This is a genomic window from Acidimicrobiales bacterium (assembly GCA_036378675.1).
Classification (GTDB): domain Bacteria; phylum Actinomycetota; class Acidimicrobiia; order Acidimicrobiales; family Palsa-688; genus DASUWA01.
The window spans coordinates 34,364-50,278 of the sequence record DASUWA010000047.1; the positions used below are offsets into that span (position 1 = coordinate 34,364).

A 15,915-nucleotide genomic window follows, 5' to 3' on the forward strand; every position below is an offset into this window, starting at 1 on the left:
CCCGATGACAAGTTCGAGCTTCCCGATCCTCACCGTGATCGTCTTCCTGCCTTTGGCTGGAGCTCTGTTCTGTGCGCTGCTTCCTGCGGACACGCCGGAGCCCATCGCGCGGAGGGCCGGCATGGCGTTCGCCATCGCCGAGCTCGGGCTGGTCGCGTACCTGGTGGTCGATTTTCCCGTCGGCGAGGCCGGCTTCCAGTACCTGAGCACTCAATCGTGGATCGGCGCGTTCGGGATCGAGTGGCGCGTCGGAGTAGACGGCATCTCCCTGTTCCTGCTCGCGATAACCGCCCTTCTGTTCCCGGTCGCCATGGCCGGCCCGACCGTTCGCTCCAACAACCGCGCCTACATGGGCTGGATGCTTCTCCTTGAAGCCGTGTGTATGGGCACGTTCCTGTCAATGGACGTGTTTCTCTTCTTCCTGCTGTTCGAGCTCAGCCTGCTGCCCGCCTACTTCCTCATCGCCGGATGGGGAGGACCGCGCCGGAACTTCGCGGCGACGAAGTTCTTCATATACACCTTCGCCGGCTCTGCCTTCATGTTCGTCTCGATGATTGCATTGGTGTTCCTGGTCGCTCCTCTGAACGGCGGACACCAGACCTTCGACCTGATCACCCTCACCCGTTTGGCCCCGAAACTGCCCGCCGCCGACCAGGTGCTCATCTTCTCCGGTTTCGCTACGGCCTTCGCGGTGAAGATCCCGCTCGTCCCGTTCTACAGCTGGCTGCCGGACGCGTACACCGAAGCGTCCACCGGGGGATCGATGATCCTCGCCGGCATCCTCTTCAAGCTGGGTGCGTACGGGCTGCTTCGATTCGGTGTCTTCATGCTCCCGCGGGGCGCGGCGGACATGGCCCCCGTCCTGCTCACCCTTGCCGTCGTCGGGATCACCTACGGCGCGGTCGTGACGATCATGCAGAAAGACCTAAAACGGCTGGTGGCATACGCCACGATCGTCGATGTCGCGTTCATCGTCCTCGGAATCTTTGGGTTCAGCCAGCAGGGCGTGAGCGGAGGCGTGTTCGAGATGGTCAACCACGGTCTCACCACCGGCGCCATCTTCCTTCTAGCCGGGATGATCTGGGAGCGCAGGGGCACCCTCCGGTTCACCGAGCTCGGTGGAATCCAGAGGTCCGCCCCGATACTGGCCGCCGTCTTCCTGGTGGTCGTGCTCAGCGCGGTCGGGCTGCCCGGCCTCAACGGCTTCGTCGGCGAGTTCCTCGTCCTCGTCGGGACCTTCATAACGCGCCGCTGGTGGGCCGTCGTCGGCACTACGGCGATCATCACCAGCGCGATCTACCTGTTCTGGGCCTATCAACGGGTTTTCCACGGGCCGGCGTCTGAGGACAACCGCAAGGTCCCGGACATGTCGTGGCGGGAGCTGTTCGCGGTTGCACCGTTGCTCGCGGGCATCGTGTTCCTCGGCGTCTACCCGAAACCGTTCCTCGACCGCGTCAATCCCAGCGTCGGCCATCTGCTCGACCACGTACAGACCGCGGCACCCCAGGTTCACGTGCCCGTGCAGGGTCGTCCGCAGGTGGTCTATCTCGTCCCGCCCACCCAGAACGTGGATCCCGGGACAGGTACGACCGCCTCGGCGGGGTCGCGGGCTGGAGGTGACGGCCAATGACCGGCCAGCTGATCGGCCTCGTTTCGCATGGCTTCGGAGCGCATGGAGTGCTGGCCCAGACAGCCGGACAGTGCATCAATCCCGACGGCGCTCGATACTCGTCGCTGTGCACGGCGAACAACTCCTTGCGCATCCCGATCGCCTACCGGTCGATCCTGCCCGTCCTCATCCTTGCGATCGGGGCCCTTGTTCTTCTGATGGTGTCCGCCGTCCTTCCCAAGAGATCCTGGCCCGGCCTCTACCCAGGGCTCACCGTGATCATCGGCGGCGCCGGCGCGATCGCCTCGGCATGGCAGTGGAGTGACGTCGGGAACCACCACGGGCAGTTGGCCATCGGTCAGCAGATCCTGTACGACCGGTTCAGCGTCTTCTTCCTTCTTTTGATCTCGATCGCGGTGATCCTGGGGGCGCTGATCTCCGACAGCTACCTGCGACGGGAGGGCCTCGACGGCGTGGAGGCCTACGTGCTCATGCTCATGGCGGGTGTCGGCGCAATGCTGATGGCAGAGTCAGCCGGGCTGATCATGCTGTTCCTCGGGCTCGAGATCATGTCGATCGCGTTCTACGTGATGGCCGCCTATCACCGCCGCCGCACGCAGTCGGGGGAAGCAGGCTTCAAGTACTTCATCCTCGGGTCGTTCTCCTCGGCGATCTTCCTCTACGGGGTCGCACTCGTCTACGGCGCCACCGGTTCGACACAGTTCGCCGAGATCGCCGCCTACCTCTCGCGGGATGTGCTCACCCACACCGGCGTCCTCCTCGCCGGCATGGCACTCATAATCGTCGGCCTGGGTTTCAAAGTTGCCGCGGTTCCGTTCCATTTCTGGACGCCCGACGTGTACCAGGGAAGCCCCACCCCATTCACCGGTTACATGGCGGCGGTCGCCAAGGCCGCCGGGTTCGCCGGCCTCGTCCGGGTCCTCATGGGCGCACTCCCGACACAGGCGACCAACTGGCGGCCGATCATCTGGTTCATTGCCGTCCTGACCCTGATCATCGGTTCGGTGGTCGCGATCGCTCAACGCGACTTGAAGCGGATGCTCGCCTACTCGTCCATCAGCCAGGCCGGGTACGTCCTGGTCGGGCTTCAGTCCGCGACCGCAACCGGCACGGCCAGCGTCCTGTTCTACCTCTTCACCTACGTGTTCATCATCGCCGGGAGCTTCGCGGTCGTAGGGGTGATCCAGGGCCGCGGCGAGGCCCGGAACGACCTCGGTGCGATCCGGGGCGTCGCCCGCCGACAGCCGATCCTCGCCGGTGCGATGCTCGTGTTCTTGCTTGCCCAGGCCGGGATTCCTTTGACGAGCGGGTTCCTCGGCAAGTTCTATGTGATCCAGGCCTCGGTGCAGGCCGGGCAATACCCGCTCGCAATCATCGCCATGCTCGCCGCCGCGATCGCGGCGTTCTTCTACCTTCGGATCGCGCTGCTCATGTACGGCAACAACGGGCAACCTGAGCCTGAGCCCGCAAGTTCGGGAGACGCGGCCGGAGCATCGATCCCCGCCGGCCAGTCAGGCAACGGCGAGGCGCCCGACGACTCGGAGCTGGCAGGGCTCGAACCGGTCCGGACCCTCGACCCGCCGACGACCACCGCAGCCCTTCTCGATCCTCCTACCCAGCCGGCGCCGGTGCCGTTCCCGGTAGGACTCTCGATCACTGTCTGCGTCCTCTTCACGATCTTCGCCGGCGTATCGGAGCCGGTGATCGATCTCGCCCGGCACGCAACGACGCTGTTCTAGCTCCGAAACATTCAACCGACGGGCGCCGGGGGAACCAGAAATCGTCCGATCACCGGAAGCTCCCAGAACGACTCCGCCCTCGCAACCGCGATCGCAACTGCGAGCATGTTCTCCGGCGCGTCGTAGATCGCGTAACGCGGCTGCCAGTCAGGATCGAACTTCGCGTTGAACCTCCATAGCGACTCGATCTGCATCGAGTCGCCCATCCTGCGCAGCACCCACGCCTGAACCTTCTGGCTGACCCCTTCTCCGTTCTCGCCCGCGAGGACTGCGCGCATCGTCGCGAAGTTCAAACCGAGACCCTCGTTTCCCCGTCGCTCGAGCTCACGGATCGTCTCGACGACCGCGAAGTCGATCAAGCCGTTGGGATGTTCGCCGTTGTCGCGGCGCATCAGGTCGAGCGAGTATCCCCCGATTCCTGGCGCGGGAACGAATTGGCAGAAAGCGACCGGGGCGCCTTGAGTGCCAGCGTTTGCGACAGCCGAAACGTTCGGCGCTGCGCAGTTCACCGCGGATCCGTTCCCAGACGGTTCGACAGCGCCGGCGGGCCCGTGCACCACCGCCAGAAGCAGCCCGTGATCCGCGGGGTCGAACACGCGGCCGAGCGTCATCGAGAACCCCCGCTCCACATCGCCGCGCCGGCTCTTGGTCATGACCGCCTCGAGCGACTCCCTCAGGCTCGGATCGATCCGGGACGGATCGTGGAAGCTGATGGTGTAGCCGTACTTGGCGATGCGATTGACGGCTTGACGGAGGCCTTTGAACTTTCCTCCGTCCAGGGAGAATCCGCCAACGCGAACTATCCCCTCGTCGCCCACGTACAGGTCGTGCATTCCCGTCGAGCGGTAGATCGGCAGCCAATCCTCGCCGGCTCCCAGACCGCCGAGAGCCCAGCCGCGATCGTCGACGTAAGCGCGGAACGCCCGCCACGCTTCGGCGCGTTCGGCCACCGGGCCGATCGGATCTGGCGACACGAGGCAGACACCGCCATAGACCGCGTGGGCTACGACCGTCTCGCCCCAGAAGAAGAACTGCTTGTCGGGGCGCAGGGCGAAATAGTCGAGCGTCCCGCTGCCATGGCGAGCGACGACGGCGCGTGCGCGGGTCAGGTCGTCGGTCGAGACGAGCATGACCGAACTGGAAGCCTCATCGAATGACGGGGCTGGGGCGGTCGCTACGGTGGCCCGTACGGCTTGGCGGCGTTCCACGACCGGCCGGAAAAGGACGACCACGAAGGCCACCGCCAGCCCTGCCGCGGCGGTGGCCATGGTTGGCGAAAAGAACATGTCGACGCGGTGGGGGAGACGCACATTGGACACGCCCCCCATACGCTCGACCGAAGCCTCCAGCGCGCGGGACCACGAAAGCGCGTGCGCCCCTCGCATCGACTTGTTGAACCATGTGCTGAGTTCGAGCGCCCACGAACCGGTGAGCACGGTCAACACCGCCGCTCCGAGAACTCTGAGCAGACCGGAGCCCACCCGCTCGACGTCGGTCTTCGCCTGGAAGGAGGACCGGTAGACCCAGAGAAAACTCGCGGCTGCGACGGCTATGAGCGATTCCTCCACGTCCACGCCCTTGATCACGTGCAGAAGCGCGACAACGAGGAGGAGGACCTGGCACACGAACCACGCTCGTCTTTGTCCTCTTCGAATCCCCCGGGCCAAGACGATCAGTCCGACCCCGCCGAGCGCGACCAGAGCCGAAGCGGTCTCGGGGATGGCGGTCGGGAACAGCTCCCGCAGGACGTCCAAGCGGCCGCGCAGCGGCTCCGACAGAGCGGAGAGGAGGGACAGGAGTCCTGCGGCGAACACTGCGAGCGCCGCCAGGCGCCGGACCCTGCGATCGCGCGACACGACGCTCGGGCGGCGAGGCCACTCGGCACCCTGCGGCCAGCTCGCCGCGACCTCTGCTCGCATGTCCCCCTGCGTCGGAGCGACCAACCGCTCGGCCATCAGACGTTCGACGATCGTGGCGCCGGGCAGGTCCTGCCGTCCGTGCAGCAGGCGGACGTGCACGTCATTGCCGGCCTCCAACTCGACCCACGCCAGCTGCCGGTGCGCCAGGAAGACGCTCGGAAGCCCCAAGCCCGGCACCCGAGTCGGATACTCGCTGACCACCTCCGTGCCGCACCCCGCGTTGGCGTAGAAGCCGTCCCCGAGATGGGCCAGCTCCGGCCGGCAGGTGTGCCCGGTGATCAGGCCGGCGTAGCCGTCGGTCACCAGCTGCCTGGCAAGGCAGCGGGCGGGCTCGTTCGGATCGCGCCCGCCGTCATCGAGCGCCAGCGCCGACAGAGCGAGACCGGTGCGGCGGAGGGCCGCCGCGGCGAGCAGGAACAACAAGGCCAGCTCGACGACGGTCGCGAACACGGCCAGGCCCACCCGGGATGTCGCCCCGACGTGGCGGGCGGAGCGAAGCGCGAACGCCGGCAACCGCAGCGCGAGTGCAACGATCACCGGGACCAACAACAGCCACGCGGAGCGGCCCAGCCGCCGGTACACCAGCCGCGATCCGATGAAACGCGAAAGCGCCGCAGGCTCGTCCAGGTCCTCCATCCCCGAAAGCCATTTCGCCTGGCGGGCCCCCGACTGCCGCCGGCGCATCGCGGGCATCACCTCCTCGCGAACGTGCTGCGCGAAGGGGGTTTCCCGGGGGTTGCGCGGATCGGCGCACCGGGTCAGCGGATCGAGGGTCTGGCCTGGTTCGACCCGCACCTTTCGCTCGCCGGCCCCGGTCGACAGGGTCAGCTCGACCGACAGAGCCACGTCGGCTCCGAGAAGCTGCCGGACGTCGTGCTGGCATTTCTCGGACCACGCGAGCCTCGAATCCCGGTCACCCGGCAGGATCACGACCCGGCGGTTCGATCCCGCCGCGTAAGTCGCAATGTCCACCGCCAGGCGGCCGTGGGCGGCGAGAGCCTGGGACGGGTCGACGTTGGAGTCGAACAGGTTGCCCGCGAAGATCAACACGCCAGGCCCCGTCGCTGCTTCCACCGCGGAGGCGACCTCATTGACCGCCAGGACGTCCGCAGGGCGCGAGTCGCTGCTCAGGTGCAGGTCGGCCACAACCATGACCCGCCCCCCGACAGGGACCTCCAGCTGGAGCTCGTCGGGGATCTCGTTGTTGTCGGCCAAGTCGGCGCACGACGCTACTACGCGAGGACCGGTCGCACCCCGCTACCGTCCCTGACCGTGGCAGCACGGGTACCCGCCGCATACGAGCTGGTGGAGGGAGCAAGGCGCCTCGGCCCGCTGCCCTACTCCGCCCTCGGACCGACGGCCGAACCGCCGATGCCTCCCCCGGTGGACCTTGCCGCATGGACCGCTACTGCGCTGGATGAAATATGGGACGGTGAAGGAAGCCCTGATCCATTCACCTACGTCGACGTCGGCGCCGGCGACGGGACCCGGGCCAGGGAACTGCTACGGCTGGGTCCGGAATGCCTGAGCGCCCTCCGCGTCGTCCTGGTCGAGGAGGATTCGTCCCTACGGGAGCGCCAAGCCGAGAACCTGTCCATCGAGGCGCCGGCCCTCACCCTCGGGCCGGTCACCCCCTCCGACGACCCCGACGAGGGCTCCCGGCCGCTGCCAGGCGTCGGTCCACTGGTCACCTCGCTGACCGATCTGCCGGTTCTCGCGACTGCATCGGTCGCGGTCGTGATCGGATTCGGGTGGCTGAGCCGGCAGCCGGCCGACCGCTACATGTGGCAAGACGGGACCTGGTGGGAGGTCCGGCTGGGAGCTCTGGGCGACGACGGGGACGTCCTCACAGAGATGAGCCTGCCGCTCGACGAGGCCCGGGCGGCGACGATGGACGCGGTCGTGTCGGGCCACGTGGACCAGGCTCGCTACGCATCCCCGGTCGGGGCGGTTGCATGGCTGAAGAGCGCGCTCGCCACCGCTGAAACGGGGTGGCTCCTGGCAGTCGACAGGTGGACCGCCAAGACCGAACCCATCCACGGACAGGCTCGTGCCATCGCGCTCGACCAGCTCGCAGCGGTGCGCCGGCCGGCTTCCGGGCCGGTACCGGCTGCAGAATCCCTCGAAGTCGTCCGGTGGCGGTTAGGTTGACCCGTCGATGGCGGGGACCTTCGACAACTGGAGGTGGCGGGAGGAGAGGATCGACGGCGGGCGTGCGGTCGTTTTCGATCTCGACGGGGTGCTTTCGGACGCGGCGAGCCGTCAGCACTACCTCGAGCGGCCGGCACGGGACTGGGACGCGTTCTTCGAGGCCTGCGGCGACGACCCGCTCATTGAGGAGATCGCGCGCCTTCTGGAACTTCTCGACTCCTCGTTGGCGATCGTCCTGCTTACCGGCCGCCCGGTCAGAGTTCAGCGCCAGACCATGGCCTGGCTGAGCCGGTACAAGCTGCGGTGGGACCTGCTTGTCATGCGCGACTTCGGCGACTACCGGGCCGCCCGGGAGTTCAAGAGACGCTCGGTGCACGAGCTGCGTGAAGCCGGGTTCGAGCTCGTCCTGTCCTTCGAGGATGACCGACGCAACGTTGCGATGTTCCGCGACGAAGGGGTTCCCTCCGTGTACATTCACTCGGGCTACTACGACTGAAAACCCTTTTCTTGTCGTTTATTCAGGTTCATGGTCCACCATGATGTGTATATGAGCCGCAACACCCTTAAGACAACGTTCCTTCTCACGTTCCTTGCGGCCTTGTTCGTCGGGATCGGTGCGCTTCTCGGCGGGCGGGGCGGTCTGATCATCGGGCTCGTCATCGCCCTGTTGTTCACGGGCGGTTCCTACTGGTTTTCGGACTCCATCGCGATCCGGGCCGCACGGGCCGTCCCGGTGTCGGAGGAGCAGATGCCCGACTACTACGCGGTCGTACGCGACCTGACTACGCGGGCCGGCCTGCCGATGCCGCGCCTCTACGTCACCCCCGACGCCCAGCCCAACGCTTTCGCGACCGGTCGCAACCCGGCGCATTCGGCGGTGGCGGTAACCCAGGGCATCCTGCAGATCTGCACGTGGGACGAGCTGCGCGGCGTACTCGCGCACGAGATCTCCCACGTGGGAAACCGCGACATTCTCATCTCCTCCGTGGCCGCGACGATTGCCATGGCTATCACTCTGCTGTCCCGCATAGCGGCCTGGGGCGGTCTGTTCTTCGGTGGTGGCCGCGACGGCGATGGCGAGAACATCCTCGAACTGCTCGCGCTGCTGATCCTCGCTCCACTCGCCGCAACGATGCTGAATCTGGCCCTCTCGCGAAGCAGAGAGTTCGAAGCAGACCGCTCGGGCGCCAGGCTCATCGGAGACGGAGATCCGCTGGCCCGCGCCCTCAGCAAGCTCGAGGCCGCGTCGAAACAGATACCGATGCCGCAGGTTCGTCGCGAAATGGCCCCGCTCTACATCGTGAGCCCTCTTGCCGGGATGAACATCTCCTTCAAGAACCTTTTCTCCGACCATCCGCCGACCGACGAGCGAATCCGCCGCCTCCGCTCGAGGGAGTGGGCCCGCTAGTCCCGGAAGTTCTCGAACTGGAGCGGGAGACCGAAGTCTTCTTCGCGAAGTCCGGCGATAACCGTTTGCAGGTCGTCTCGCTTTTTTCCGCTGACCCGAACCTGGTCTCCTTGGGTCTGGGAGGAAACGCCTTTCGGGCCCTTGTCCTTGATCCACCGGTTGATCGCCTTGGTGTTGTCAGCTGAAAGGCCGGCCTTCAAAGTGATCGTCTGGCGTGCGGTCCCTTTGGCGGCTTCCTCGACCTTGCCGTGCTCGAGCGCCTTCAACGAGACCTTCCGCTTCACCAGCTTCTCCTCCAAGACCTGGACGACCGCCTTCAGCCGGTCCTCGGTAGCCGAGTGAAGGCGAAGCTCGCTTTCATGAAGTTCGACCGACGAATCGGTGCCTTTGAAGTCGAAGCGGGTCGATAGCTCCCGCTGGGCCTGGTCGACCGCATTTCGCACTTCCTGCATGTCAACCTGGGACACGATGTCAAAGGTAGGCATTCATCCTCCAAAACTCGCCCGCGTTCATGATCCAGCCACGGGACGCCCGTCGACTTGGGAATCGATCGTAATGACTGGAACCTCGAGATCATGGACGCGGGCGAGTTCGTGGAGGATGGCGTAAAGCTAGTGCGGCCGCCTAGGTTCCCGTAGGCGTGGACCTGCTGCCGCCGCTAACTCGCACGACGTCGTCGGGTGCTGCGCCTGCGCTCACCGTCGCCGGCCGCTCGCTGCGGATGGAGGAGCTGGCGGGCGCCGCAGGTGCCGTCGCGCGTCGGATTAGCGGCATGCCGATCGTCGCGATCGAAGCGGTACCCACGGTCGAGACGGTCGTGGCCGTCGTGGGTGCCCTTGCAGCCGGCGTCCCGGTCGTCCCTTTACCCCCTGACGCGGGGCCGCTCGAGCGCAGACACATCCTCGACGATTCGTCCGCGGACCTCCTGCCTTTGGAGGTCGACGTCACGGAACGGGCCGACCTACCCGGCACGTCGCTTCCGCCCGACCGTCTGGCGATGGTCGTGTACACCAGCGGAACCACAGGCATGCCCAAAGGGGTGATGCTCAGCGCGGGTGCGATAGGGAAGTGTCTGGATTCGCTCGCTGAAGCCTGGGAGTGGACCGAGGACGATGTGCTGGTTCACGGATTGCCGCTCTTCCACGTCCACGGCCTGATCCTCGGCGTCCTCGGACCGCTGCGGATGGGGAGTCCGCTCGTCCATACGGGTAGACCCACGCCGGACGCGTACGCGAAGGCCGGGGGATCTATGTACTTCGGGGTGCCGACTGTCTGGTCGAGGGTGGCGGCTGATCGTGCAGCGGCACGAGCGCTTCGGCGAGCGCGTTTGCTGGTGTCCGGCAGCGCCGGCCTGCCTGTACCGGTATTCGACCGACTCGCTTCGCTAACCGGTCAGGGGCCGATCGAACGGTACGGGATGACCGAAACGCTCATAACCGTGAGCGGTCGCGCTTCGGGCGAACGCCGCCCAGGCTGGGTGGGGACGCCACTTGCTGGGGTGCGGACCCGGTTGGTGGACGAGGAAGGCTGCGAAGTTGAGTTCGACGGTGACCGCGTCGGGTTGTTAGAGGTATCAACCCCAACGGTCATGTCGGGCTACCGGAACCTGCGCGCGGAGACCGAAATGATCACTACGCCCGACGGGTGGATCCGCACCGGCGACGCGGCGTGCGTCGATCCAGAAGGGTGGCATCGGATCGTCGGGCGGGCGTCGACCGACCTCATCAAGAGTGGGGGATATCGGATCGGGGCCGGCGAGGTCGAGGCGGCGCTTCTCGCGCACGGCAGTGTTGCGGAGGTCGCAGTTATCGGCGAGCCGGATGACGACCTCGGTCAGGTGGTGGTCGCGTACGTCGTCGCGGAAGGTGTGGGAGAGTCGGATCTGATCGCCTTTGTCGCGGAGAACCTGTCAGTTCACAAGCGGCCGCGACGGGTCGTTTTCGTGGAGTCGCTCCCGCGCAACGCTATGGGAAAGGTACAAAAGGCCAAACTCGCCCGCGCCTAGGTGTTTTCGCCGCGTCGCCTCCCGTTAGCCGGGACCGAAATGCGTGCGCCCGGCGAACCGGTCGACCATCATTTGAACTCCGCGACCGTTATCTAAATCATTCTGTTAGTTCCGTTAGTTCCGTGGGGGGTCTGACATGAGCCGCTTCCAGATTCGACGAGGCCGTTGGGCAGCGGGCGCGCTGGCGCTCGTGCTGTTGGCCGGGGCGTGCGGAAGTAGCAGTAAAAGCTCTTCGAGCACGGGGACCACTGCGCCGCCTGTGACGCCCGGGACGACGAACCCGACCAGTTCCGGGCCAAGCCCCGGGATCACCGGTAACACGATCACGATCGGGCAGATCGCCACAGTGACCGGGCCGGTTCCCGGTTTGTTCCAGGGGGCGTTCAACGGCCTCGACGCTTGGGCCGCCTATGTGAACTCCACCGGAGGGATAGGAGGCAGGACGGTCAAGGTGGTCCAGAAGGACGACGGCCTCGACTGCAACAGCTACACCAACGACCTCAACTCGCTGAGCAACCAGGTGTTCTCCGTGGTCGGAACCTTCACGATCGAGGACACCTGCGGAAAGACGCTGCTCACCTCCAATCCGACCTTCCCCGACATCCAGGGATATCTTCTCGACCCGCACCTCATCTCGCTTCCGAACGCCTTCACCCCCACCCCTCAGCCGCCCGGGTACTTCACCACCGGGGCCATCTGGCTCAAGCAGAAGTTCCCCAGCGCCATTGGTCACAGCGCGGATCTTTATTCGACCCTGGCGAAACTCTCCTACGAGGAGATCTCGGACACTTACAAGTCCGAGGGTTTCAAGTACGTGTACACGAGGGGTACCGGCCCGCTGGAGACCAACTTCACGAGCGACATCCTGCGGATGAAGTCGCTGGGTGTTCGGGTGGTGACCCTCGAGGCTCAGCAGATCGGTTCGATTGCGGCCTTCATCCAGCAGGCCGACCAGCAGGGCTTCCACCCCGACGCCATCGTTGCAGCCCAGGCATACGACGCCGCCCTGTTCAAGACGATCGGTTCCGCCGACGCCAGCAACCTGTACATGCCGCTGGGCTACCCCCTGTACCTGGGCCAGGACCGCTCCACCAACCCTGCGCTGGCGACTTTCCTGGACTGGCTCAACCGAACCCACCCCGGCGCAACGCCCGACCTCTACACGGTGGAAGCCTGGGCCGCTGGGCAGCTTTTCGCTCAGGCAATGAAGTCGCTCGGGGCGAATCCCAGCCGATCCGACCTGATCAACGCGGTTCAACAGGTCCACAATTTCACCGCTGACGGTTTGTTACCCCCGACGGACCCGGGCAGGAAACTGAGCAACGTCTGCATAGTGGTAGCGGGCGTCAAGGGCCATCAGTTCGTCCGCCTAAACCCTGCGGACAAGGGCTACGAGTGCAACGGGACCTACAACAACATTCCCCTGTCGCAGCTCGGGGGCTGATCGCAGCACACCTAACTGGCTAATCGACCTCCGCGGCCGGAGCGACGAACTGGGAGTTGTACAGGCTTGCGTACGCGCCGCCACGCTTAAGCAGCTCGGCGTGCGACCCTTGCTCCACGATCCGGCCGTTCTCCATCACGAGGATCACATCGGCTCCGCGGATCGTTGACAGCCGGTGGGCGATGACGAAGCTGGTCCGGTGCGCCCGCAGACGGTTCATCGCTTCCTGGATCTGGACCTCGGTCCGGGTGTCGACCGAGCTGGTCGCCTCATCGAGGATCAGTATGCACGGGTCGGCGAGAAACGCTCGGGCGATGGTTATCAGCTGCTTCTGGCCGGCGCTGACGTTGTCCGCCTCCTCGTTGATGAGGGTGCTGTAACCGTCAGGCAGGTTATGTACGAAACGGTCGACGTACGTTGCCCGTGCCGCGTCGCGAATCTGGGCGTCCGTTGCTGAAGGGTCGCCGTAGGCGATGTTGTCGCGGATCGTGCCTCCGAACAGCCAGGTGTCCTGGAGGACCATTCCGATCTTGGAACGCAGTTCGGCTCGGGGCATCGAGGTTATGTCCCGCCCGTCGATCGTTATCCGCCCGGAGTCGATCTCGTAGTAGCGCATTATCAGGTTGACGAGAGTGGTCTTGCCGGCGCCGGTATGCCCGACGATGGCCACCGTCTGGCCGGGTTCGGCAACGAGCGACAAGGACTCGATCAGCGGTACGTCGGCGTGGTAGGAGAACGAAACCCTGTCGAACTCGACTCTGCCCCGAACCGGGCCAGCCGGTGCCGGCGGTGCGTCGGCGGACTGCTCGTCGGCATCCAGGAACTCGAACACCCGCTCCAACGAGGCCATGCCGCTCTGGAAGACGTTCATCAGCGACGCGAGCTGTGTGAGCGGCATCGAGAAGGTTCTCGAGTACTGCACGAAAGCCTGAACGTCCCCGACGCTGATGGCCCCCGCAGCCACCCTCAGGCCTCCGACGACCGCCACGATCACGTACTGGACGTTCCCCAGAAAAAGGGTCACGGGCTGCATAACACTAGACATGAACTGGGCGCCGAAGGACGACTCGAACAGCTCCTCGTTCTTCTCGCGAAAGCGTTCCTCGACCTCCGGCTGCCGGCCGAACGACTTCACGATCGCATGTCCGGTGAAGGCTTCTTCGACTATCCCGTTGAGTGCACCGGTGCTTCGCCATTGGGAGATGTAACGGGGCCGAGCCCGCGCAGCGATGGCCCTCATCGTGAACACCGAAACCGGGACCGTCGTCAATGCCACCGCGGCGAGAAGCGGAGAGATCGTGAACATCGCGACCGCGACACCCAGAAGGAGCAACACCGAGTTCAACATCTGGCTGAGGGTTTGCTGAAGGCTTTGCGCAATGTTGTCGATGTCGTTGGTCACCCGGCTGAGGAGGTCGCCGCGCGATCCCCGGTCGATGTAGCTCAGTGGAAGAGCGTGAACCTTGTCTTCGACCGACCGTCGCAACCGCTGCATGAGCCTCTGGACAACACCCGCGAGCGTGTAGGCGGTCACCAGAGAGAACAGGGCCGACCCCACATACAGCAGGAGCGCTTCCCGGAGAACGCCGTCGAGAGAAGAGAAACGGATGTGGTGACGGAAGAACCCGGAGATGATCAGGTCGGTCGCATGCCCCAGCACTCGTGGGCCGAAGACGTTCATCACCACGCCGGCCACCGACGTGACGCCAACGAGAGCCAACTTAGATCGCTCTGCGGCGAGGAGTCCCACCAACCGTCCCACAACAGTCCTGAAGTCGCGCGAACGCTCGGTCGGGACACCCATCGCGTTCCACCGACCCGCGGGCCGGGTTTCCTCGGGGCTTACTCCCTGGAGGTCCCCCTCGCGGTCCTCGACGGTCGTCATGTCCGCTCTCGCTCCCCGAGCTGGGACTGGACGATCTCGGCGTATGTCGGATTGCTTGCGCGCAACTCGGCGTCGGTCCCCATGCCGACGATCTCTCCGTCCTCGAGGACGACGATCCGGTCCGCCGAGACGATCGTGGATACCCGCTGCGCGACGATGAGAACCACGCTGCTTTGTGTGTAGGGCTTCAGTGCGGCCCGGAGGCGGGCATCGGTTGAGAGGTCAAGAGCCGAGAAAGAGTCATCGAACAGGTAGATGTCAGGCTTGCGCACAAGGGCGCGGGCGATCGCCAAGCGCTGCCTTTGGCCTCCCGAAACGTTCGTTCCACCCTGGTCGATCCGCGCGTGGAGACCCCCGGGCATGAGCCGAACGAAGTCCGCAGCCTGGGCGACCTCGAGCGCCTCCCACATCTCGTATTCGGAAGCGTCGGGTTTCCCGTACGCGATGTTGGTTGCAACGGTCCCGGAAAAAAGATACGGGCGTTGCGGGACCAGCCCTATCACCGACCATAGGAACGCGGTGTCGAGATCGCGGACGTCGACGCCCCCGATCCTCACCGAGCCTTCAGTCGCGTCGAACAGGCGCGGCACAAGTTGGAGGAGAGTCGTCTTGCCTGCGCCGGTGCTCCCGACGATCGCGGTCGTCTGGCCCGGCAAGGTAGTGAACGAGACATCCGTAAGGACTGGATGCTCGGCCCCCGGGTAGTGGAACCCGACATGACGGAACTCCACGTCGAGCTCGCCCCGACTCGGCGAGGCCGGTGCTGGAGGCGATTTGACCGTCGGCTCAGTCTGGATCACCTCCTGAATGCGCCCGGCTGAGACCGACGCGCGAGGGACCATCGAAATGACGAACGTGGCCATGACGACCGACATCAGGATCTGGATCAGGTAGGTGAGGTAGGCGACCAGGGACCCAATCTGCATGTGTCCCGCCTGGATCCGTGACGCGCCGATCCATAGAACGGCGACGCTCGAAGCGTTGATGACCAGGTTCACTGTCGGGAACATCGCCGCCATGAGGCGTCCCGCTCGTAACGACGTATCGGTGAGCTCCTGATTGGCGTCTGCGAACCTCGTGCGCTCCAGTGGCTCGCGCACGAACGCCCTGACCACGCGGATCCCCGTGATCTGCTCCCGGAGCACTCGGTTGATCTGGTCGATGCGCTCCTGCATCAGGCGGAACGCCGGCACCATCCGCGAAACGAGTGTGCCCAGGATGGCTGCCGCTATCGGGATACTCACGCCGAGGATCGCCGATAAGCCAAGGTCTTGGCGCAGCGCCGCAATTATGCCGACGACGATCGTGATCGGAGCCGCGATCGCCATGGTGCAGGCCATTACGACGAGTATCTGCACCTGCTGGACGTCGTTGGTGATGCGCGTGATGAGAGACGGGGCGCCGAACGTCCCGACTTCCCTGGCCGAAAAGGCCGTCACCTGGTGGAACAAGGCGCTGCGGATGTCGCGCCCGAAGCTCATCGCCACCTTTGCTCCGAGGTATACCGCCGCGACGGCGAAGACGATCTGGACCAAAGAGAATCCCAGCATCACCACGCCGGTCGACCGGATGTAGGCCTCGTTGTGCCTGAGGATGCCCCGATCGATGATCCTCGCGTTCAAGGTTGGCAGGATCAGGCTCGCGGTCGTCTGGACCGCCTGCAGCAGGAGCATTGCGGCGAGGGTCCGTCGATAGGGGCCCAGGCGCTCGCGGAGAAGGCGGCTCAGCACTTGG

General features: G+C 65.3%; 11 protein-coding genes. 7 read left to right on the plus strand and 4 right to left on the minus strand.

Annotated elements, in window-relative coordinates; genetic code table 11:
• The first annotated feature begins 4 nt into the window (after window positions 1-4).
• Window positions 5-1,630, plus strand: a complete 1,626-nt coding sequence (locus VFZ97_15460; GenBank protein ID HEX6394833.1) for an NADH-quinone oxidoreductase subunit M — start codon at window positions 5-7, stop codon at window positions 1,628-1,630.
• On the plus strand, window positions 1,627-3,369 hold the full coding sequence (locus VFZ97_15465) for an NADH-quinone oxidoreductase subunit N (protein ID HEX6394834.1): 1,743 nt from the start codon (window positions 1,627-1,629) through the stop codon (window positions 3,367-3,369). Before VFZ97_15460 ends, VFZ97_15465 begins: the two co-directional genes overlap by 4 nt.
• Before the next feature lie 11 nt (window positions 3,370-3,380).
• Here the strand turns inward: VFZ97_15465 and VFZ97_15470 are convergent, their stop codons facing one another.
• Complete coding sequence (locus VFZ97_15470) at window positions 3,381-6,503, minus strand: phosphatidylglycerol lysyltransferase domain-containing protein (GenBank protein ID HEX6394835.1); 3,123 nt, start codon at window positions 6,501-6,503, stop codon at window positions 3,381-3,383.
• A gap of 57 nt (window positions 6,504-6,560) precedes the next feature.
• Here VFZ97_15470 and VFZ97_15475 point away from each other — a divergent pair, with 57 nt between their 5' ends.
• From VFZ97_15475 to VFZ97_15485, 3 genes are read left to right on the plus strand one after another with little or no spacing between them, the layout of a single operon-like run.
• Window positions 6,561-7,439 carry an SAM-dependent methyltransferase gene (locus VFZ97_15475; protein HEX6394836.1) on the plus strand — a complete coding sequence of 293 codons (879 nt, stop codon included), beginning with the start codon at window positions 6,561-6,563 and terminating at the stop codon, window positions 7,437-7,439.
• A gap of 7 nt (window positions 7,440-7,446) precedes the next feature.
• On the plus strand, window positions 7,447-7,935 hold the full coding sequence (locus VFZ97_15480) for an HAD family acid phosphatase (GenBank protein ID HEX6394837.1): 489 nt from the start codon (window positions 7,447-7,449) through the stop codon (window positions 7,933-7,935).
• Window positions 7,936-7,986: 51 nt separating this feature from the next.
• On the plus strand, window positions 7,987-8,847 hold the full coding sequence (locus VFZ97_15485; GenBank protein HEX6394838.1) for a M48 family metalloprotease: 861 nt from the start codon (window positions 7,987-7,989) through the stop codon (window positions 8,845-8,847).
• On the opposite strand, the gene VFZ97_15490 is transcribed toward VFZ97_15485, so the two are convergent.
• Window positions 8,844-9,332, minus strand: a complete 489-nt coding sequence (locus VFZ97_15490) for a YajQ family cyclic di-GMP-binding protein (GenBank protein HEX6394839.1) — start codon at window positions 9,330-9,332, stop codon at window positions 8,844-8,846. The two genes, VFZ97_15485 and VFZ97_15490, sit on opposite strands and share 4 nt — an antisense overlap.
• A 155-nt stretch (window positions 9,333-9,487) precedes the next feature.
• On the opposite strand from VFZ97_15490, the gene VFZ97_15495 reads away from it, so the two are divergent.
• Window positions 9,488-10,852: an AMP-binding protein gene (locus VFZ97_15495; protein HEX6394840.1), complete on the plus strand. Its 1,365-nt coding sequence runs from the start codon at window positions 9,488-9,490 to the stop codon at window positions 10,850-10,852.
• Between the two features lie 136 nt (window positions 10,853-10,988).
• Window positions 10,989-12,296: an ABC transporter substrate-binding protein gene (locus VFZ97_15500; GenBank protein HEX6394841.1), complete on the plus strand. Its 1,308-nt coding sequence runs from the start codon at window positions 10,989-10,991 to the stop codon at window positions 12,294-12,296.
• 19 nt (window positions 12,297-12,315) lie between these two features.
• Here VFZ97_15500 and VFZ97_15505 read toward each other — a convergent pair whose 3' ends face one another.
• A complete protein-coding gene (locus tag VFZ97_15505) occupies window positions 12,316-14,181 on the minus strand; it encodes an ABC transporter ATP-binding protein (protein ID HEX6394842.1) in 1,866 nt (621 codons plus the stop codon).
• Complete coding sequence (locus tag VFZ97_15510) at window positions 14,178-15,911, minus strand: ABC transporter ATP-binding protein (GenBank protein HEX6394843.1); 1,734 nt, start codon at window positions 15,909-15,911, stop codon at window positions 14,178-14,180. Before VFZ97_15510 ends, VFZ97_15505 begins: the two co-directional genes overlap by 4 nt.
• Window positions 15,912-15,915: the final 4 nt, after the last annotated feature.

What these genes read in the sequence shown, in the direction of transcription:
- VFZ97_15460 (HEX6394833.1), top strand. Translation starts at nt 5, where the DNA reads ATGACAAGTTCGAGCTTCCCGATCCTCACCGTGATCGTCTTCCTGCCT.
- VFZ97_15465 (HEX6394834.1), top strand. Translation starts at nt 1,627, where the DNA reads ATGACCGGCCAGCTGATCGGCCTCGTTTCGCATGGCTTCGGAGCGCAT.
- VFZ97_15480 (HEX6394837.1), top strand. Translation starts at nt 7,447, where the DNA reads ATGGCGGGGACCTTCGACAACTGGAGGTGGCGGGAGGAGAGGATCGAC.
- VFZ97_15485 (HEX6394838.1), top strand. Translation starts at nt 7,987, where the DNA reads ATGAGCCGCAACACCCTTAAGACAACGTTCCTTCTCACGTTCCTTGCG.
- VFZ97_15490 (HEX6394839.1), bottom strand. Translation starts at nt 9,332, where the DNA reads ATGCCTACCTTTGACATCGTGTCCCAGGTTGACATGCAGGAAGTGCGA.
- VFZ97_15500 (HEX6394841.1), top strand. Translation starts at nt 10,989, where the DNA reads ATGAGCCGCTTCCAGATTCGACGAGGCCGTTGGGCAGCGGGCGCGCTG.
- VFZ97_15505 (HEX6394842.1), bottom strand. Translation starts at nt 14,181, where the DNA reads ATGACGACCGTCGAGGACCGCGAGGGGGACCTCCAGGGAGTAAGCCCC.